The sequence below is a fragment of the Streptomyces sp. NPDC058751 genome, assembly GCF_042746485.1.
GTDB lineage: Bacteria > Actinomycetota > Actinomycetes > Streptomycetales > Streptomycetaceae > Streptomyces.
Genome location: NZ_JBHYPZ010000017.1, coordinates 122257 through 140521, shown reverse-complemented (window position 1 = coordinate 140521; position 18265 = coordinate 122257). Strand labels below are relative to the sequence as shown.

The following is an 18265-nucleotide window of genomic DNA, read 5'->3' as shown; positions in this document are numbered from 1 at the left end:
AGAAAATCTGGCGGGGGCCTCAAGCTTTCATGTCTGACGCATCGTCTACCTCCACAACCGAGGGATGCACCCGATACACCGAAGCCGGTTGGCGTCCGCGTGTCCCGGCTCGTTCTTCGTGAAGTCGACGGACGTAGCCGTGCTCCTCAAGGAGTCTCAGTGCCGGAGCCGTGGAACTCACGGTGGGGAAAGCTCGGCGGCGGGCCGTGACGAGTTCGTGGGCCTTGAAGCTGGTTGCCTTCGTCCGGCGGATCCAGTCGAGCACCTGCTGGGCCTTCTCGGTGTCCGCGTCGGTCTCCATGAGGCCAAAAGCGGCGAGCGCGTGGGCGGTGTAGTACTCGCCGATCGCGATGGCGCGCTCGATCGTGGTCGCCTCGATGGGCTCGCCCCAGCGGCCTGTGGTGCGGTCGGCGAGGTGGAGGAGGCCGGCGATGCGGGCGACGGCGCCGACGTACTTGCCTGCCCAGTCGTCGATGTGGGCCAGGGCGCCGTCCGGGCGGAGCTTGGGCTCGACGTCTTCCTGCAGCTTGATGACGGCCTGGTCGGCGGGCCCGGAGCACTTGATGGTGACCGCCTCTGGGAGGTCCGTGAGGGTGTGGACCAGAGCCGTGAGGTGGGATTCGTACGCGCGGGACGTCTTCTCCGGGACCGGGGGGACGACGATCTTGCGGTAGCCGAGGGTCGATGCCGGGAGGGAGAAGAGGAAGCGGGCCAAGAGGCCTCGGCCACGGGCGCCGGGAGTCTGGGCGAGGTCCATCAGGACCGGAGGTTGCAGGGTGATGCCGATGGTGAGGGCCGGCTTCTCGCCCAAGTCGGCTTCGCGGGTGATGCGTTCGGCCTGCAGGCGCTCCCCCTTGTGGCCCTGCAGGAAGACGCCGAGGTTGGGGCGAGAGCTGTAGCGGCCCGCGATGATGTCGAACAGGTCGCCTTCCGGGGAGAGGACACCCAGGCGGCCGTGAGTGCTCAGCAACTTGGTCAGGGTCTCGGGGGTGACGTCGCCGGAGGCGGTCAGACGCGGCTTGGGCGGGACGGCGATCGACTCGGCTTCCATGCGCAGCCCCGCGGCCTCGGCCACCAGGGATGTGGCCGCAGTGGAGTCGTCAGCCTTGCGGGCCTTGGCCAGGATGGACTCGGCGCGGGCTTCTGCGGCCTCCTTGGCGACTTCGGCCTCGATGATGGAGGGGCGCGCGTCCTCCTGCATGGCTGCCTCGATGTCGTAGATCGGGCGGGTCATCGCAGCGAAGACGTCGGACTTGCGGGAGGCCGGGGGCATGGCGACGACCAGGTAGAGGTTCGTCTGCTCGACCCAGCCGTCCCGGATCTGGACGTGGACGCGCCCGCCGGCGGCGGTGGACAGCGCGGCGAGCGCCATGGTCGCCGCCATGTCGGCGGGCGTCTGGGTGAACTCGGCTACTGCGGCGACGTGTTCGGCCACCCAGGTGGGGAGTGCGTCGACCGGGAATGCAGGGAGTGGGCCTTGCTCGCCGAGCGGTGTCGGGGCGGGCCAGCGTTCCTCGACTGTGGTGCGGGCCAGCGCGTGCCGTGCTGCGGCGAGCAGTTCGTCGTGGTTTTCGCCGGAATCCCGCGCCGCTTGGATCAGCCGGGTCCCGAGTCCGAGGATCTGCCGTCGATCGGCGTGCTCGCGCACGATCCTCGCGTAGTGCTGTCCAGCAGCTGCCGTCGGAACTGCCTCGCACAGGATGTGCAGATAGGACGCCCCGCCGACTCGCTGCAGATTGCCGGACTTGGCCAGCGCGTCGGTGAGGACGACAGGGTTCGGCGGGATGCCGCCTGCCACGAGCTCCACGATCGCGCGCCAGATCGTCTCGTGGACCGGGCGGTAGAAGACCGCGGGGTCCTGCCCGAGCTCCTTCTCGATCTCGGGCAGGACGGCGGCGTCGAGCATGACAGCGCCGAGGACGATCTGCTCGGCTTCGACGCTGTTCGGCGCCTCGGTCATGGGGATGACGTTGTCGCCGGGGGCGTGCTGGGGCGTGCTCACGCCGCTCCTCTCAGTGCGGTGGCGCTGTCGCTGGACCACGAGTCGGTGATCCACGCGGGCAGTTCGGCCGGCTCGGTGTCGTGGACGACCGTGAAGGGGCCCCACCGTGTGGGGCTGCCCGCGGCCGGGATGTAGGAGCCGGCGGTGTACAGGGAGATGTGCCAGCCGAGTGAGCTGTTGGGGCCGCGAGTCGCGGGCGGACAGGGGCCGTTCGGGTGCCTGAAGTACAGGTGAGTGCCGCCGAAGGGCGTACGCACGGTGTACGTCTCGGTCGGGTACGCGGCTCCGTGGCGTTCCGCGAGGACAGCCAGGACGTCTGCTCCGTCCACCACTCCGGGCAGGCGCCACTCGGGCGGCGCCTGAAGCCCCTGTGTGGCCGGGACGAGGTTGAGTACGACCAGGCCGGAAGGACAGGGCGCGATGCCGATGCCGAAGGCGCCGGCGCCCCAGCAGCGGCGGATGCGCTCGGGGTCGGTGGTGGCGCGGTCGTGCCAGTCGCGTACGGCCGGCACGAGGCCGTCGACCTGGAGAGGGAAGACATGCCAGCCGCGGGAGGCCGCCGCCAGGGCGGCGGCCTCCAGGGCTTCCCACTGCTGGGTGCGGTGAGCGGTCACAGTCGCACCTCGACGTAGACGCGTACGAGAGCGCTGTCGCTGCGGCGGTTCGGGTACGGCTCGGACACCTCGACGACGGTGACGACCTGGCGGAGGCGCTCGACAAGCTCGGCGGCCTCGTCGGCGGTGGCCATGATGCGGATCTTCACGCGGGGTCTCTTTCTGTGAGGGGGATGGCCGTCTGGCCAGGGGCGACGAGCCGGGCGGCGCGGGTCCGGGCCGCGGTCCTGGCGTGGAGGGCGGCGTCGTACGCGAGGTGGCAGGCCTGGCACATGGCGGCGAGGTTGCCGTCGGCGCAGTTCTCGGGGACGTCGTCGAGGTGGGCGACGGTGAGGACGACCCGCGAGCCCGTGACCGGGTGAGGCTCGCCGTGGACGGCCGTGCAGCGGCTGACATGGCGACGACCGCAGCGGCCGTCGCATTCGCAGCGGCCGCCCGCGCGCTCGAAGCGGATGCGACGGCTGATCTGCGGCCAGTTCCGGGGGTAGCGGGCCCGCATCTCGGGACGGATGGGCATCAGGTGCTGCTCCGCTCGGTGAGCGGCCACGAGCCGTCGATCTCGCGGTAGTGCTCGGGTCCGGTCATGGGTGAAGTTCTCCTTGTGGGCGTGGCCGACCTCCCCTGCGCGGGTTGGATGCCGCGCAGGGGAGAGGCGGTGCGGGGTCTCAGGCGTGGTCGTAGCGGTGGCGGGCGATGAGGAGGGCGAGCAGGTCCCCGTCGTTGGACTGGCCCGCGTACGAGCCGGAGGGGGACCAGGCGTGCCACCAGAAGGACGTGATGCCGCGGTAGTCCTCGGTGGTCAGGGCGACGGTGTAGCCGTTCAACTCGCCGGCTTCGACGGGCTGTCGGAGGGTTTTCTTCACTGTGTTCGGCTCCTTTCGGAGGTGGTGTGGCAGTCGAAGCAGCGGCCGTAGCGGCGGGGCAGGCAGTAGCCGACGTCGCGGCGGCACTCGGGGCAGTAGCGGCGGGCGGCCAGGGCCTTGGCGAGGGCCTCGATCTGGGGCCAGGTCATGACGCGCTTCGGCTTGGCCTGGCGGTGCAGGTACAGGTGGGCTTCACGCTTGCCCTTGCGCCAGACCAGCCGGGCCGCGACGGGTCCGCCGGGGCTCAGCCGCTCGGCGGCGAGCTGGCGGCGGGTCGCGTAGACGCGCCGGTCGGCCTGGTTCCATCCGAAGACCGGCAGCCCGCCCGTCATGACGCGGTTTTGCCGCGCACCGGGTTGACCCAGCCGCCGAGGAGGCCGCGGACGTAGTCGGTGCTGAGACCGACTCGCTCGGCGATCTCGTGGGTCGGGGTTCCGAAGGATGCCAAGTGCTCGATCTCTTCTCGCCGTTCGGCGGACGAGATCGCGCGATGCTCTTCCGCGTGCGGCCGGGCGTCGGGGTCGTCGAGGACGTCGTCGTCCCAGGCCATGGGCGGAGCCCAGGCACGGGCTGCCGCGTACCGGCGGGCGCGGCCCACCTGTGCCGGCTGTACGCCGTGTTCTGTCGGGTCCGCGTCCCACCAGGCGCCGTACAACTCGGCGACGCGGCGGGCAGTGGAGGCGAGGACCAGGCGCTCATCGAGCTGCAGGCCCTCGCCGACGCTGCCGAGCGCCCGCGCGATGTGTACCTTGGGCCAGCCGACGGCGACCAGGGCGCGGATGCGGCGCCAGGTGCCGGTGGCGTCCACGAGCGCGCCGTCGGCGAGGAGTTCGGCGGAGTAGTCGACGGCCAGGAGGCGTTCGGCCGTCTCGCGGCGGATTCGCTGTGCGGGCCGTCGGCCCTTGGCGGGGACGCCGTACAGCAGCTTGGTGATCGTGCCGTTCGCGACGCCGGAGACGTTCGCGATACGACGCCATCCCATGCCCCGGGCCATGAGGTCCCGGACGTGACGACGGGCGGGTTCGGCGTCGACGTACGGCTGCCAAGTGCCGTACACCTTCTGCCGCGTGCGGTGCTGCTCGTACTCGCGGTGCGCGGTGCGGCAGGTCTCGCAGCGGCAGCCGTGGTTGCTGTAGCGGCTGCGTGTGCCGTGGGCGGGGAGGGTGCGGGTGGGCGTCATCGTTCACCGCGCAGGGCGGCGACGATCGGGCCCGCGTGCTGGTTGATGCCGGAGGCCAGCGTGGCGACGGTGCGCTTGGCGTCGTCGACCAGGCCGTGGCCGCGTGTGTGCTGCTGCGGGGGCAGACTCCAGCTGGTGTCCACCACCAGGCGCACGACGGTGGTGGTCAGCAGGGCGGGGCGCTTGGATCCCGGCTCGAACAACGTCTCGTACGGGGAGAGGTAGTGACGTTCGGAGCCCCAGTCCTGCCAGCTGTAGGGGATGTCACGCGCCGCTCGCAGGTCGTGGTGGTGCAGCGGGACGTGTACGTCGACGAGCAGCCGGCCGTCGCCGTCCTCGGCGAAGGCCAGCGTGATGCCGCGCAGGTCGGAACGGATCTCGACGTAGCCCGGCGACATGATGGGCGAGGTCGCGACCTTCCAGGCCGCGGCGGCGAACTCGGCGGTGGGCAGCGGCTGGTTGGGCTCGTCGTATTCGTGGAGCCAGGACAGCCGCTGGTTGAGGTATGCGCCGTAGCGGGAGTGGCCGTCGGAGGCGTTGCGGCGGTCGTGCTCGTCATTGACGAGGGCGAGCGTCGTGGAGCTCCAGCTTTCGGAGGTCACGGGCATGATGGGGGTACTCCTTCGCACCGCGTGGTGGTTGAGGGGTTCTGCGGGGCGAGGCCGTTGCTGTAGGAGGCTGGCGGCCTCGCCCCGTGCTGCCGGGTCGACTCGAAGAGCCGAACTCGGAGCGGATGAGCTGGGCGAGAGAGCGGTCAGGAATCGTCGAAGCGGTTCTGCTCGCACCCGTCGCACATGGGCACCTGGCAGTCCTCGTCGTTGACGTTCCAGGCGAACGGATCCTGGCGGACCCGCACGTCCGGCTTGTCCTCGCCGCAGAACTGACAGCGCGTCACGCCGGTCACCTCCAGATCCACGGTTCGTCGGCGTGCGCCGCGCGGTCGGCGGCGTCGGCCAGCTCGTCGGCCGTGGCGCCCCAGTCGCCGGGCATCAGCCGGTGGACGGCCGCGGTGCGCAGCACGTCGGCGACTCGGCCGGCCTCGGCAGGAACGACGGTGAACGGGTCGCCCGAAGGGCGGTTGAACAGGTAGGCGATCGACCGCCAGTCGCTCGCGGACAGTACGTGCACCAGCTGCTGCGCGAGGTTGGACATCGAGGTGTAGGAGCGGCGGAACTCGCCGTTCGCGTTGGTGCCGTGAGAGACGTTCCAGCCCATCAGATCGTGCTCCTTCCATGGCGTGCTTCGGATGCGGCGGTGCGCAGCAGGGCGAGGACCTGCTCCTTGGTGCGGCCGGGGGCGTCGTTGAAGGCGACGTAGCTGCTGCCTCCGGTGGGAGCGAGGACCTGGTGGAGGTGGGCGTCTGCGCGGTGGAGGGTGTCGGCGTCGCCGTAGCCCAGGCGCAGCAGGACGTACTGGGCTCCGCGGATGCAGCGGCCGCCGTCCTCGTCACGGTCGGCGCCCTGGGTCCAGCCCCACCGCTCGATGACCAAGGCGGTCAGTTCGAGGTGTTCGGCGGCGGTGACCTGCCGGGCGCCGGCGCCCCACCGGTTGCGCACCAGAGGGATGGACAGGGCCCAGTCCGGCAGGCGCCGCAGCCAGGCTGGCGGCGGAGCGAGCACGGGGGCCCCGGTCGCAGCCGGGGAGAGCGCGAGGCCGCGTAGGGCCTCGTCGATGAGCTCCTGGGTGGACTTGGTGACCAGCGGCCGGGCAGTGGTGCGGGTCCGGGCAGCGAGGTAGCGCTCGATCTCGACCACCAGGCCGTCGACGTCGATCGGCGCCTCGACGGCCCGGTCGGCGGCGCGGCTTGCTCTGACGGGGGCGGTCGTGCTCATCTCGTACTACCTCCTGCGTGCGTGAGTGCGCGGGTTGGGGAGGGGCGCCCCCTGGTGCTGTCCAGGCGAGAAGGGGGCGCCCCGATGCGTTGTCACAGGTCGCCGGGCCTGCCGACGTTGTAGTCGGCGATCTCCTGCAGGGAGATCCCGACCTTCCGGGCGGCCGCGAGGGCGGCCGCCATCGGCTGGGGGTCAGTTCCACAGCCGCTCATCGCGTGCTCCCAGACGAGATCCGCAGCGCTCTTGAGCAGCTGCTCGCGGTCGGCGGTCCCCACGGCTACACCCGCCGACTGCCGAGCGGGTGGCGCCGCTTGGGGTCGCTGCCGTCGGCCACGTGCTTCTCCAAGCCGCGGATCTCGGCCTCGTCGAGGTACGCCTCGTAGCCCTCGGGGACGGGTCCGGCGACCTGCGGGCCGGGGCTGCCCAGGCGACGCATGTTCCGGGGCTGGTCCTCGTAGACCGGGCCGAAGTTCTGGCACAGGGTGACCGCGGACATGCCGCCCTCGGTGCACGGGTTGCCGGTGAACGACAGCCGCTTGGTGAAGACGTACTCGCTGTACATCTGCGGGTCCTCGTACGGGGCGAGGTTGGTCGCGATGTTCGCGATCACGTAGTAGGGCTTGCCGAACTCCAGCTCGCGGGCGAACTTCTTCGCCTTGGTCGGTTCCCAGACCTTGCCTGCCATGACGTGCTCCTTCGGTGTCGGGTGGTGCGGGTTGGGGTGGGGCGCCCGGGTGCTGTCCAGGCGGGCGGGCGCCCCGGTCGGGATGGTCAGATCAGGCCCCAGTAGGAGGGCTCGTAGGTGCGGCCCTGGGGACCGCGGCCGGTGCAGCGGGAGGCGTGGGCGCGGGCCTTGTCGTCGATGTCCTCGACGCGGTCGACGTCGTCGTAGACGTGCCAGCAGCCGTCGCACTGGTAGCCGTTGCGCAGCAGCGGCATCTCGGCGACGACGGTGACCGTGCGGTTGCCGGGCGTGCGGTAGCGGGCGTAGACGCGGCCCTTGTAGTTCCCCACGGGCGCGATCCCTTCCGTCCTGGTTTGCCGGGTGGTCGAGAAGGTGGTCGACCCCTGGTCGGTGCCGGTTATGCGCTGGTTTGATGGGTGGTCGTCGGGTCGGCCCGGGTGGTCTGCCGACCGGTTCAGCACCCGGCGGGACCGGGGTGCGTACCGGGGCATTCCAGGCGCCGACCGAAGGGCGACCGGGGTGATCTGTCTCTATTTGCGCGCCGCGTCGGCGAGTTGCTCACGGGTGTAGCCGTTGGGGTTGGCCATGCCGTCTATCGGACCGAGCTTGCGAGTGGTGCCGGCGCCCGCGTCGCGCAGCTGGGACTGCAGGGAGCCCGGGGTGAGGTCCTTGTAGCGGTCCGGGTGGCGGGTTTGCAGGAGTTCCACCAGGCGCTGGGTGCGGATGCGATCGACTCCGTCGGCGTCCATGACGGCGATGCAGTCGGCGATCAGGTTCCGGGCGGTGGCCTCGGCGGCGTGGGTCTTGCCGTATACGACGGCGTCGCCGGTGAGGGTGCCCGCCTCTTCGCGCAGCTGGCGGCCGCGCAGGCAGATCTCCTTGAACTGGGGGAGATCGATGACGTCGGCCTTGAGGGTGACGTGCCCGTCGTCGCTTCCCTGGTCCAGGACGACGACGCCGCGGCTGGCCTCGGTGAGCAGGTGCGGGGCGGCGCCGTTGGCGACGGCGTCGTCACCGAGGACCATCTTGGAGCTGCGGTCGCCCTTGACCCGGTAGGAGGCGCGCTTGGCACAGACCTCGCGCAGCTTGGTGGGCACGCTGTCGGCGTCGGGGCGCTGGGTGATGAACACGCCCATGCCGCCGACGAAGCGGGTCACGCGCACGTAGCGGGCGAAGCCTTCGACCATCAGGTCGCGGCCGGAGCGGGTCTTGACCCGGCCGCCGGCCTCCGGGTCTCGGTCCTCGTCGACGGGGACCTGTACGAGGGCGGCGCCGTCCAGGAGCTCCTGGAGCTCGTCGACCACCAGGAGGACCGGGCCCATGCCCTTCTTGGCCAGCTCCGGGGTGATCTTCCCCTCGGGGACGGACTCGGGGTCTTCCTCGTACAGGCGGTCCAGCTCGTTGCCGCGGTCCTGCATCTCCTCGATGGTCTGGCCGATCACATCGAGGACCTGCCGGATGATGCCGGGGGTGGCCCCGGCGATCCACTGGTGGGCGATGTGCCGCAGCGGTGCCCAGTCCGGCCCGGTCTTGCCGGTGATGACGATGATCCGAACGGTCGGGTCCAGCGCGGCCGCAGCCGCCACCAGGCGGGCGAGGTAGGACTTGCCGTAGCCCATCAGCCCGCCGATGAGCAGGGAGAACCACAGCAGGTGCAGGGCGTGGCGGCCCCGGCGGGCGTCCGCTCCGAGCGGGACACCCTGCTGCCAGAAGTCCCAGCGCTCCGCTGTGATCAGCTCCGAGGGGTGCTTGTCGGTGCCGTAGGGGTTGTCCTCATCGGCGACCCACAGCACGAACCGGCCCTCGTGACCGTCGTCCGAGGTGTCGGCGGACATCTCGATCCGGGTCTTCTTGATCCGCATCGCGGAGGCGAGGTCTTCGACCTTGCTGATCGCGGCGGACGCCTTGACGCCCCGCGGAAGTTCCACGGTGGCGGTCCAGCCCGGCCCGGACGGCTGGATGACCCCGGCGAGGTGGGTCTCGTCGCGCTGCGCCTCGGTGATGATGCCCGCCTTGACCAGCGCGGTGACCAGGTCGGATTCCCCCTGGACCCGGCCCGACTCCCGCTTGATGAGGCTGACCCTCCCGAGGTTGGCCAGGGTGTCCGGCATGAACGGCGCCGCGTCCGCGGGGACGGCTTCGCCGGTGGCCTGGTCGACCACCATGACCGTGCCGTCGGGGGCCTTGGCCAGGTCGACCGCCCCGGCCTGCCCGGTCGCCTTGTCGTCGACCAGGGGGCGGGAGAGGTACCACCAGCCGAACGGCGCGGCGCCCAAGGAGGCGAGCGCGAGCATGGGCTCCACGGTGAGGACCACGTTCACGTACACCACGACGACGCCGACGGCGCTCGCGAGGCGGCCGACCTTCTTCGCCCAGCGAGCCCGGCTCAGCGCCCGGCCGTCGACCTTCATCCGGTCGGCGTCCGCGTCGCCCGTGATGAGGGCGAGCTGGGCCTCGGCTCCCGCCAGCTGCACCGCGATCCCGGCCGACTCTTCCTTGGAGGCGCCTCGCAGCTGAGCCTGCAGCGTTTTGACCTGGCCCCGGACTTCGGCCTCCTTGCTCTGCTGGGCCAGGCGGCGCCGGCGCTCCACGTGCTGGGCAAGCTGCTCGTCGGTGACATCCGCCGTCGCGAACCACGCCTGTAAGCGCTGCGCGACACGGGCGCGCTGCTCGGCGAACGCGGCGGCGGCCTGGGTGCGTCGGTGGGCGGCCCACTCCTTCGCCCGGTCGCCGCGGCTGGCCTCCTCTGCCTCGATGATCTCGGCGTCGACGACGCCTTCGCTTTCTCCGGTGGGGTGGGAGTGCATTTCGATGGCCATCGGCCGGTTTCCCCTCTCCCGGGGCGCGTGACGCGCCCCGGCTGGTTGGCTTGCTGGCTAACTGGCTGGTCGGTGGCCTAGAAGCCGCCCCAGACGTTGCCCAGGGAGGTCGCGGCGGAGACGCCCAGGTTCTGCAGCAGCGGGCCGAAGGTGGTCGGGGCGAGAACGACGCCGAACATCACCAGCGCGACCGCGTGCCAGGCGTTGATCCGGCCCTTCTTGACCATGAAGAAGGTGAAGATGGCCAGGCCGGTGCCGAGCATCGCGACGACGCTGATCGTGCCCCCGGCCGACTGCGTGCGGACCTGCTGGGTCTGGGTGTTGAAGTCCGTGTACGCCGGGGTTCCGACGCCGGTGCCGGTGTTCTGTCCGTCCGCGATCGTGACGACCGTGCTGCGGTGCGAGGCGTCGGCGCGGTAAGCGGCGGTGTCGAGGCCGCGGATGTGGACGGTCCTGCCGGAGGGGAGGGTGACCGGGGCGCCGGCCGCACGGTCGATGGCGGCCTCGACGGTGGCCGTGGCCTTCTCGGGGGTGTCGGCGTGGACGGTCCCGGCGGTGCCCAGGAGGGCAGCGGCGGCGGCACCGGTCAGGGCGAGGGTGCGGATGATGCGAGCCATGGTCGTGTTCTCCTTCGCGGGGCGAGTCAGTCGGTCTGGCGGGCGGCCGCGAGGGCCATCTGCTTCTTGGCGGCGGGGTGGTACTTGACGGTGCCGGGGCGGCGGCGGGGCGGGGTTCCGCCGTTGCGCTTGCGGCCGTCCTCGCCGGGCGTCTTCGGTGCCTTCCTGCGGGCCGTGGAGAGCTCGTCGTCGACGGCGGGCGTTTGGGAATCGACCTGCGGGTTCGCGTCCTTCTGCGGGCCGTCGAGGGGCCCGTTCTGGGCGATACGGACGGCACGCTTGGCGGTGCGCATGTGGGCGATCCGCTCGGCCGTCGAGCCAGGCTCGGCACCGTGGATCTCGACGCACGCCCGGGTGTAGGTCTTCTCGCTCGGGACGACCTTCGGCGCCTTCGCACCGCGCAGGCTCAGCAAGCCCGAGCGGCGGCCGGGACGGACTTCGCCGTACGCGGCGGCGAGGTCGAGGGCCCGCTCCCACACGTCGGTGTCACGGGCGGCGCGGGCGGCGTTGACCGCGTCCAAGTGCTGGAGTTCGGCACGGTCCGCGCGGCGCTCGGCCCGGCGCACGGAACGCGGGGTGCGCCCCTCCCGCTTGGTGATCCGGCCGTGCTCGTGCAGGTCCCAGATCATCGGGCCGATCACGGAGCACAGCGCCCCACCGATCCCGGTCGCCATGCCGTACTCGGCACTGCCGTGCGCGTAGTTGATCCCGGCGGCGATCAGCGCCTGGATGAGCGCTCCGAGCCGGTAGTGCCAGGACGGGCGGCCCTCGTCGATGGCGGCCTGCGCCCCGCACAGCAGCGCCCAGGCGACGCCTTCCAGGACGAACGGGGCGGCGACGAGGAACCAGGCGTGCGGGTCCCAGAACGCCATGACCTGCAGCGGCAGCGATACGACGATGCACACGGCGGCGATCGCCTTCGCGGCCTTGCGCCAGGTCGCGGCGGACTTCGCCGCACGGGCTTTGGCCTCGGCTGCCTCCCGGCGGGCCTCACCACGGTGCCGGCGCTCCTCGGCCGCGTCGTCGAGGTCGCGCTGGATGTCCTTCTGCGCCTTCGCGCGGGCCCGCTCGTTCGCCAGCTCCTGGCGGACGCGCTCGCCCTCGTTCTTGATGCGCCGGGCTTCGGTGTCTGCCTGCATCTGCTCGGCACGCGCGAGGCCCTCGGCGTACGTGCCGCCGGACTTCTCGGGGTGCAGGTCGGTGACGCTCACCGCGTTCCCCTCTCCCACGCGGTGGCCACCGCCACTTGGCCGCTCCGGGACATGTCGCCGATGAGTAGGTGGGCGGCCTCAGCAGCGGCAATCTGCTGGTCGCCGATCTCGAGGTACTCGTCGAACTCGGCGGCGCTCCACTTCTCGGGGCTGCCGTGCTGCTCGCGGAACTGCTCCAGGGCCCTCATGCCGCGACCCCCGTTTCGCGCTTGCGCTCGGCGAGCCGTCGGCGGATAAGGCGCCGCTCGGGCGGGGTGGTGCCGCCGAGGATCGCGAATTCATCGCCATGGCGCAGCGCCTGTACCAGGCAGCTCCGCATGACCGGGCAGCGTCGGCACACGGCCTTGGCGGCCTCGACGGCTGCCGTGTCGGTCTCGCGGGGGAAGAAGAGAGCGGTGTCGTAGCCGGCGCATGCGGCCTCGCGCTCGATGTTCTCGTCGAGGCGGTGCGCGGTGCGCGCGGCCCTCTCCGCCATCTGCGTCCGCCAATTGGACGAGGCCGCAACGGGTTTCGAGGCCGCGGCGAGGCGCCCACCGGTACGGCGCGGGGCAGCCACGTCAGACCACCTCGGCAATGGTGTTCTCGGCCCGCCAGGAGGTCGTCCAGTCGGCTACGTCGATGAGTTGGCCGGACTTGGTGACGGACTCCATCAGCAGCTCGATCGCCTTGACGGGTACGAGGATGCGACCCCGGATCTTGATTCCGGGAAATTCGCCGTCATGGATCGCTCGCCACAGCGTCTGGTAGCTGACGCCGAGCTGTACGGCAGCCTCACCGATGGCGATGGCGAGGCGGTTGGGAGCGGTGCCGCCCTTGACGCGCTGCAGCTTCACAGCGGGGGCCGACTGACTAGCCTGGTCCTGCATCGTGCCTCCTGATCAGAGCAGGGGGTGGGTGTCGGCCTCGGCGAAGGGCTTTGTGGTGGTGGTGCACCACGGGCCGGACTTCGTCGGGGCCGCTGTGCTTGCTGCAGCCGAGCCCAGGACTCGACCTGAATCGACGCAGGTCGACACGGGATTCGGAGCAACGGAATGCCATGCGCAATCAGGGGCGATCCCTGGAGCACGCTTACTAGCTTAGTGAGATGTTCATCAAGCTAGCAAGAGGCATGCTGAAAGACTCATCAAGCGAGTAGGCGACTATCGTGGGATCAGGCCAACGAAGGGTGTAGTCGTGCCAGGTCGCATGTGGGAGTCCGACTCGGTCGCCTACCTGACACCGCGTGGTGCAGGGGAGAGCGACGCTTGGAGTCAGGAGTTGGGGCGTCAGCAACGTCGAGGTTCGCAGCGGATCGTTGATGTACGCGAGTTGGAGCCGCCGCCGTCGATCGCGGCGGCCCTGGGCCTCAAGGCCGGCGAAACGGCTGTTGTGCGGCAACGGATCATGTACGTGGATGATCAGCCTGTGGAGCTGACGGATTCGTACTACCCGGCGGCTATCGCTCGCGGCACAGCTCTCGCGGAGGTCCGCAAGATTCCCGGAGGCGCTGTCACCCTCATGGCCGAGCTCGGATTCGCGATCAGTGAGGTCAGCGAGGACGTGACTGTGGACATGCCGAGCCAGAAGGTCCGGGAGGCGCTGCGCCTGGACGAGGGCGAACCCGTGCTCGTACTCACGCGCACCAGCACCACGTCCGATCGGCAGCCCGTGGAGGTATCCCAGATGACCATGCTGCGTGGTCATCGCCTCACCTATCAGACCAAGGTCGGCTGATCCATGGCGAAGCACACTGACACTCGTCCAGCGCATCACAGAATCGCGGCACAGATCCGTGCGGAGATCATGTCTGGTGATCTCGCGGCCGGTCAGCAATTGCCGATCACGCAAGACCTCGTAACGCAATACGGAGTGTCCAGCCAGACGATTCAGCGGGCCCTCGGGCTGCTGAAGGCGGAGGGCTGCATCGTCGGCCGATCCGGCCGCGGCGTCTTCGTACGGGACAGCCCGCAACAGGCATTCGACAGCGTCGCGACGATGCCGCCGGCCCGAGACGGCGAGCCCTACGTGTGGATCAAGGAAGCCGCCAAGCAGTCGAAGGTCGGGACCAACAAGATCCTGCGCGTTGCGGAGGTCGTGCCGCCGACGCAAGTCCGTGATGCGCTCGGACTCGAGCCAGGCGAGACGGTCGCGATGCGCGAGCGTTTGCTGCTCCTGGACGAGGACCCGGCCGAACTCGTCTGGTCCTACTACCCCATGGACATCGCCCAGGGCACCGCTCTTCTCGAACGCAAGAAGATCAAGGGTGGATCGCCCACACTTCTGGCCGACAAGGGCTACCCGCCGCGCGAGATGGTCGACAGGGTGTCGTGCCGCCCTCCGACCGAGGAAGAGTTCGTCGGCCTGGAGCTGCCGACGGAAGTGCCCGTACTCAGGACCTTTCGCGTCGTCTACTCGGACAACGCCAAGCCCATCGAGGTGACGGTCATGGTCAAGGCCGCGCACCTTCATGAACTGCTGTACCGGGTCCCGCTCGACCTCGACTGAGCCGGCCAACTCAGACCGCCTCGGCAACGGCGGCCTCGGCACGCCACGAGGCCGTCCAGTCGGCTGCGTCCACGAGCTGCCCGGAGCGGGTGACCGACTCCATCAGCAGCTCGATGGCCTTGATGGGCACGAGGATGCGGCCCCGGATCTTGATGCCGGGGAACTCGCCCTCGCGGATGGCGCGCCACAGCGTCTGGTAGCTGACGCCGAGTTGCTCGGCGGCCTCGGCGATGGGGAGGGCGAGTCGATTGGGTTTGTGGCTGCCGTTGATGCGCTGCAGTTTCACGGCGGGATCGGGCTGACTGGCCAGGTCGTGCATTGATACTCCTGTGTACTCAGAGAGGGCATCTCGGGTGTCAGAGAGGGGTGCGCGGGGTGCGTGAACACTTCGCGACCCGGTTCTCTTTCCTTGATCTCCTGAGGCTGACAGGACTTGCAAGGGCAGAACGGCGGCGAGCATCGGATTACCCGCAGGACGGGAAACTTTCTTCTTTGCCTTCCCGCCAGGCGGGCAGGTTCGCCTGAACAACTCGGTGCCGACGGCTGGGAGAAGGCGGGAGTCGTACGCCGTCTCGATGAGCTCAGCCGCATGGTCGATTAGGGCCTGTCCGGTCGATCAGAGGGCGATCCGGTTCGGCGGCGCCGGAGCTCAGGATCCGTTCCTCGGGACGGGACGGTCCGGACACTTTGCCCGGGTTGCGAAGCGGGGAATGTGATCGCGTCCTCGCACATCATCGATGTAGCTCAGAGTGACGGCCTCGTGAGTTCCGCCTGCCAGTCGGGGGTGACGTCCGAGAAGCGACAGGGATTACAGGGTAAATCGCTGACCAGGCGCTTTGCTCCTGTTCGGAGGTGCAGGGCAAAGACAGGGATTACAGGGTTGAACGTTCAACCCTGTAATCCCTGTCTTTGCCCTGCGCTTATCCCTGTCGGCGTTTTCGCAGGTCAGCGATTTACCCTGTAATCCCTGTCGTGTCGGGGCCTCCGAGTAGCAACCGGCGCGCCGCTAGTCACGGAACGTGTCTGCGCGGGCGTCGAGGACGTGCCGCAGGAAACAGCCCAGGCCCTCGTTCGAGAGGCTCCTGTCGGTCGCCCCGTACAGCCCTGGGGTCTCGGTCTCTCACGTCGTCCGCGAGCGTCACGGATGGGCCCGATGCCCGCCTGACGGGAGGCGAAGAAATTGGTTTCCCGCCCCACAGGAAGTACGGCAGTCCGGGCCGTTCCGGCCTTGTGACCGGGACCAACATCAGGGCATCAAGGGCCACCGGAGGTAACCATGATGCCCAGTGAACAGTGGACCGAAGTCCTCTCCCGCGTTGAAGAGCTGAGCTGCCGAGTCCATGACCTGGAGGTGAGAACGGCCGTCATCGAGCGGGGCACCGCGCGAATGGAGCGGCGTTCAGAGAGCGTCCCGAGCACGGGTTCACCGGCCGATACGAGACGTCGCATGAGGCCCGGGAGCGTAGCCGGACAGCCTGTCCGGTCTGCTGTCGTCTGCCATGAGAACGTCAGTCGCTCTGCCACGTGAAGTGTCAGTGGCTTATGTGGGGTCAGGGTGATGTCTCGGGCGCAGCGCGGGTGAGGGGTTCGGGGTCTCCGTACAGGGCGGCGTGCAGTGCAGCGGCCAGTTCGCGGGCGCGGCCTTCGGTCTCTACGTCGTGCAGCACGAAGTAGACCGGGCCGGCGGAGGAGTCGGGGCGAACCTGGCGGGTGCGGATCAGGTGGATGACAGCCTCGCGCACGGCCTCGTACACCGTGCTGTCGATGGTGTGCTGGGGAGCGGTGAGCGCGTCGGCCTTCACCGTCCATCGCGGGCCCTGGCTCTCCACGGCGACGAACACCACCTGCTGCTGCTTGGCTGCCCGGTATGCGGTTTCGAAGGCTTCCAGACCGGTGGCGTCCGGGACCTGGTCGGCGGGGCAGGGGATGGGCAGCGACTCCATGAGGATCATCCTCCTAGGACCCGGGATGCGCTGTGCGTCGGCGCCGACCGTGTCCTTGCAGGCAGGGCGGGCGTTGAGATGGTGAGGCGTGCACGGGTCATGAGCCTTCACGGCCTGTGCGGTCCGCGGCCCCGATACCCGCCCGGCGTCGGGGCCGTGTCAGCTCCCCATGAGGCACACGAAGGTCCCGATCTCCCCGAGCGGTCGGGGCCTTCGTCGTGCCAGGGCCCGCGCGGACCGGGGCTGGCACCCGTCCGCTGTCTCCGCCCGCGGCGGAGGTCGACCGGGCTGCTGTTGCAGCGCCCGGGCGGGGTCAGGGGGGCGTGAGGGTGTCGAGCCGGGCGGCGAGGTCGGGGTGGGCGGTGGCCAGGTGGGGGCGGGTGGCGGTCAGGGGGGCGATGAGGTCGGCGGGATCGTCGTGGGCGAGTGCCGTGTGGAGCTCGCTGAGCGGGTGGCGGGCGGCGGCGGGCAGGTCGGTGAGGGCGCTGATCTGGCCGGCGAGGCGGCGCAGGTCGGCCGCGTTGTCGCGGGCCCAGGCGGCGGTGCTGCGCCTCGCGGCGCGGCGTTCGCGGGTGGCCGTCACGCGCTGTTCGCCGGTGGTCCCGGAGGGGCCGGGGCGGCCGCGCAGGTAGCGGCGTTCGGCGGCCTGGCGGCTGGCGACGCCGAGGGGGGAGGCGAGGTCGGCCCAGCTGGCGCCGGCGTCGCGGGCGGTTTCGATCAGGCCGGTCTCCCATCCGGCGAGCTGTTCGCGGACCTGCCGCAGCAGCATCAGCGAGGCCAGGGCCTGCTCCGGGCCCGGCCCGGTCCCGGGCGGGGTACCAGGAGCCTGGTGATGGGCTTCGCGCAGGGCGTCGTCTATGGCGTTCAGGGCCGCTGCGGCGGCTAGGAACGAAGCCGGACTGTGTGCGTCAGTGCTGGTCATGGACGGCTTCTCGGCTGCGGTCACGGGCACCTCCCTCGGGTGTCATCGTGTTGACGACATCGTGTTTGTCATCCATTGGATGACATGTTACAACGGTGTCAGTGCAGCGCATTGGCAGTAACTGCCTACGACCCGCTGGAGGTGTTTCACGATGTTGATGCGCACTGACCCCTTCCGTGAGCTGGACCGCCTCGCGCAGCAGCTGATGGGCCCGGGGACCTGGTCGAAGCCATCGGCGATGCCGATGGACGCCTACCGCGAGGGCGACGAGTACGTGGTGGCCTTCGACCTGCCCGGCGTCACCGCGGACGCGATCGACATCGACGTCGAACGGAACATGCTGACCGTCAAGGCCGAGCGCCGGCCGGTGGCGAAGGCCGACGACGTGCAGATGGAACTGTCCGAGCGGCCGCTGGGCGTCTTCTCCCGCCAGATCGTGCTCGCCGACACCCTGGACACCGAGCACATCAAGGCCGACTACGACGCGGGCGTGCTCACCCTGCGCATCCCGATCGCCGAGCGCGCCAAGCCCCGCAAGATCTCCATCGGCGTCGGCTCCGGCCACAAGGAGATCTCCGGCTGACACCCGCCGGAGAAGGTGCGGAGGACGGGCACCTGATCTCCCCCTCCATTCCGTCCTCCGCACCCCCTGGGCAGTCCGAGAACACGAAGGGGTGGCGACCAAGATGACTCTGCGACGCGAAGCGTTCCTCGACCACGTCAAGGAACGCGGCGAGTACGGCACTGCGGAGGAAGCCGAGCGCGCGGCCCGCGTGGTGCTCGCCCTGCTCGGCGCGCATCTGGTCGGTGAAGTCCGCGCCCAGCTCGCGGCACGCCTGCCGGAGGAATTCGCCCTGATCCTGCTCAACCCGCTGCAGAGCGCCGAACCGCTGCCGACGGAGCGGTTCGTCCGGGCGACAGCGGCCTGGATCGAGGGCGCCACCGAGCAGACCGCGACCTGGGACGTCAGCGCCGTCCTGTCCACGGTCGCCGACACCGCGGGCGAGGACCTGATGGGGCAGATCCTGCTCCAGCTCCCCCCCGGATACGACCTCCTCTTCGGCCGACCCCAGCCCACCTGACCACCGGTGCC

27 protein-coding genes are annotated in these 18265 nt (G+C 70.0%); 4 read left to right on the top strand and 23 right to left on the bottom strand.

What is annotated here, in order from left to right; translation table 11 throughout:
• Window positions 1-19 precede the first annotated feature (19 nt).
• The 20 genes from ACFW6B_RS18070 to ACFW6B_RS17975 all read right to left on the bottom strand — a co-directional run bounded on the left by ACFW6B_RS18070 (window position 20) and on the right by ACFW6B_RS17975 (window position 12689).
• Entirely contained in the window at window positions 20-2002 is a 1983-nt protein-coding gene (locus tag ACFW6B_RS18070) for a DUF3987 domain-containing protein (protein WP_386597089.1), read from the bottom strand.
• Window positions 1999-2616, bottom strand: a complete 618-nt coding sequence (locus ACFW6B_RS18065; protein WP_386597087.1) for a bifunctional DNA primase/polymerase — start codon at window positions 2614-2616, stop codon at window positions 1999-2001. Before ACFW6B_RS18065 ends, ACFW6B_RS18070 begins: the two co-directional genes overlap by 4 nt.
• Entirely contained in the window at window positions 2613-2765 is a 153-nt protein-coding gene (locus ACFW6B_RS18060) for a hypothetical protein (protein ID WP_386597085.1), read from the bottom strand. The genes ACFW6B_RS18065 and ACFW6B_RS18060 overlap by 4 nt, the downstream gene beginning before the upstream one ends.
• Window positions 2762-3133, bottom strand: a complete 372-nt coding sequence (locus tag ACFW6B_RS18055) for a hypothetical protein (RefSeq protein ID WP_386597083.1) — start codon at window positions 3131-3133, stop codon at window positions 2762-2764. Before ACFW6B_RS18055 ends, ACFW6B_RS18060 begins: the two co-directional genes overlap by 4 nt.
• Before the next feature lie 148 nt (window positions 3134-3281).
• Entirely contained in the window at window positions 3282-3479 is a 198-nt protein-coding gene (locus ACFW6B_RS18050) for a hypothetical protein (RefSeq protein WP_386597081.1), read from the bottom strand.
• Entirely contained in the window at window positions 3476-3811 is a 336-nt protein-coding gene (locus ACFW6B_RS18045) for an RRQRL motif-containing zinc-binding protein (RefSeq protein ID WP_386597079.1), read from the bottom strand. The genes ACFW6B_RS18050 and ACFW6B_RS18045 overlap by 4 nt, the downstream gene beginning before the upstream one ends.
• Window positions 3808-4659, bottom strand: a complete 852-nt coding sequence (locus ACFW6B_RS18040; protein ID WP_386597077.1) for a hypothetical protein — start codon at window positions 4657-4659, stop codon at window positions 3808-3810. Before ACFW6B_RS18040 ends, ACFW6B_RS18045 begins: the two co-directional genes overlap by 4 nt.
• On the bottom strand, window positions 4656-5267 hold the full coding sequence (locus ACFW6B_RS18035) for a hypothetical protein (RefSeq protein WP_386597075.1): 612 nt from the start codon (window positions 5265-5267) through the stop codon (window positions 4656-4658). Before ACFW6B_RS18035 ends, ACFW6B_RS18040 begins: the two co-directional genes overlap by 4 nt.
• 146 nt (window positions 5268-5413) lie before the next feature.
• Complete coding sequence (locus ACFW6B_RS18030) at window positions 5414-5554, bottom strand: hypothetical protein (RefSeq protein ID WP_386597072.1); 141 nt, start codon at window positions 5552-5554, stop codon at window positions 5414-5416.
• A gap of 5 nt (window positions 5555-5559) precedes the next feature.
• Window positions 5560-5874, bottom strand: coding sequence for a hypothetical protein (locus tag ACFW6B_RS18025; protein ID WP_386597070.1), 315 nt, complete (start codon window positions 5872-5874; stop codon window positions 5560-5562).
• The gene (locus ACFW6B_RS18020) at window positions 5874-6491 is read right to left on the bottom strand and encodes a hypothetical protein (protein ID WP_386597068.1); all 618 of its coding nucleotides are present in this window, start codon (window positions 6489-6491) and stop codon (window positions 5874-5876) included. The genes ACFW6B_RS18025 and ACFW6B_RS18020 overlap by 1 nt, the downstream gene beginning before the upstream one ends.
• 92 nt (window positions 6492-6583) lie before the next feature.
• Entirely contained in the window at window positions 6584-6766 is a 183-nt protein-coding gene (locus ACFW6B_RS18015; protein ID WP_386597066.1) for a hypothetical protein, read from the bottom strand.
• Window positions 6767-6768: 2 nt separating this feature from the next.
• Window positions 6769-7176 (bottom strand): hypothetical protein, encoded by a 408-nt coding sequence (locus ACFW6B_RS18010; protein WP_386597064.1) that lies wholly within the window; start codon window positions 7174-7176, stop codon window positions 6769-6771.
• Window positions 7177-7262: 86 nt separating this feature from the next.
• On the bottom strand, window positions 7263-7505 hold the full coding sequence (locus tag ACFW6B_RS18005; protein ID WP_386597062.1) for a hypothetical protein: 243 nt from the start codon (window positions 7503-7505) through the stop codon (window positions 7263-7265).
• A gap of 201 nt (window positions 7506-7706) precedes the next feature.
• Window positions 7707-9995, bottom strand: coding sequence for a hypothetical protein (locus ACFW6B_RS18000; protein ID WP_386597060.1), 2289 nt, complete (start codon window positions 9993-9995; stop codon window positions 7707-7709).
• 77 nt (window positions 9996-10072) lie between these two features.
• On the bottom strand, window positions 10073-10612 hold the full coding sequence (locus ACFW6B_RS17995) for a hypothetical protein (RefSeq protein ID WP_386597058.1): 540 nt from the start codon (window positions 10610-10612) through the stop codon (window positions 10073-10075).
• 26 nt (window positions 10613-10638) lie between these two features.
• Window positions 10639-11823 (bottom strand): hypothetical protein, encoded by a 1185-nt coding sequence (locus ACFW6B_RS17990; RefSeq protein ID WP_386597056.1) that lies wholly within the window; start codon window positions 11821-11823, stop codon window positions 10639-10641.
• On the bottom strand, window positions 11820-12011 hold the full coding sequence (locus ACFW6B_RS17985; protein ID WP_386597054.1) for a hypothetical protein: 192 nt from the start codon (window positions 12009-12011) through the stop codon (window positions 11820-11822). The genes ACFW6B_RS17990 and ACFW6B_RS17985 overlap by 4 nt, the downstream gene beginning before the upstream one ends.
• Window positions 12008-12298 carry a WhiB family transcriptional regulator gene (locus ACFW6B_RS17980; RefSeq protein ID WP_386597052.1) on the bottom strand — a complete coding sequence of 97 codons (291 nt, stop codon included), beginning with the start codon at window positions 12296-12298 and terminating at the stop codon, window positions 12008-12010. Before ACFW6B_RS17980 ends, ACFW6B_RS17985 begins: the two co-directional genes overlap by 4 nt.
• An 82-nt stretch (window positions 12299-12380) precedes the next feature.
• Complete coding sequence (locus tag ACFW6B_RS17975; RefSeq protein WP_386597050.1) at window positions 12381-12689, bottom strand: helix-turn-helix domain-containing protein; 309 nt, start codon at window positions 12687-12689, stop codon at window positions 12381-12383.
• A gap of 307 nt (window positions 12690-12996) precedes the next feature.
• Between ACFW6B_RS17975 and ACFW6B_RS17970 the strand changes: the two genes are divergently transcribed.
• Both ACFW6B_RS17970 and ACFW6B_RS17965 read left to right on the top strand, forming a co-directional pair.
• Window positions 12997-13536 (top strand): GntR family transcriptional regulator, encoded by a 540-nt coding sequence (locus tag ACFW6B_RS17970; RefSeq protein ID WP_386597047.1) that lies wholly within the window; start codon window positions 12997-12999, stop codon window positions 13534-13536.
• 3 nt (window positions 13537-13539) lie between these two features.
• On the top strand, window positions 13540-14307 hold the full coding sequence (locus ACFW6B_RS17965; protein WP_386597045.1) for a GntR family transcriptional regulator: 768 nt from the start codon (window positions 13540-13542) through the stop codon (window positions 14305-14307).
• 10 nt (window positions 14308-14317) lie between these two features.
• On the opposite strand, the gene ACFW6B_RS17960 is transcribed toward ACFW6B_RS17965, so the two are convergent.
• From ACFW6B_RS17960 to ACFW6B_RS17950, 3 genes are all read right to left on the bottom strand, one after another.
• Window positions 14318-14626 (bottom strand): helix-turn-helix domain-containing protein, encoded by a 309-nt coding sequence (locus ACFW6B_RS17960; protein ID WP_386597043.1) that lies wholly within the window; start codon window positions 14624-14626, stop codon window positions 14318-14320.
• Window positions 14627-15857: 1231 nt separating this feature from the next.
• Window positions 15858-16250, bottom strand: a complete 393-nt coding sequence (locus tag ACFW6B_RS17955) for a hypothetical protein (protein ID WP_386597041.1) — start codon at window positions 16248-16250, stop codon at window positions 15858-15860.
• Between the two features lie 313 nt (window positions 16251-16563).
• Window positions 16564-17172, bottom strand: coding sequence for a type III effector protein (locus tag ACFW6B_RS17950; RefSeq protein WP_386597039.1), 609 nt, complete (start codon window positions 17170-17172; stop codon window positions 16564-16566).
• A gap of 151 nt (window positions 17173-17323) precedes the next feature.
• Here ACFW6B_RS17950 and ACFW6B_RS17945 point away from each other — a divergent pair, with 151 nt between their 5' ends.
• Window positions 17324-17755 (top strand): Hsp20/alpha crystallin family protein, encoded by a 432-nt coding sequence (locus tag ACFW6B_RS17945; RefSeq protein ID WP_324975789.1) that lies wholly within the window; start codon window positions 17324-17326, stop codon window positions 17753-17755.
• 103 nt (window positions 17756-17858) lie between these two features.
• Entirely contained in the window at window positions 17859-18254 is a 396-nt protein-coding gene (locus ACFW6B_RS17940) for a DUF2267 domain-containing protein (protein WP_386597036.1), read from the top strand.
• Window positions 18255-18265 lie beyond the last annotated feature (11 nt).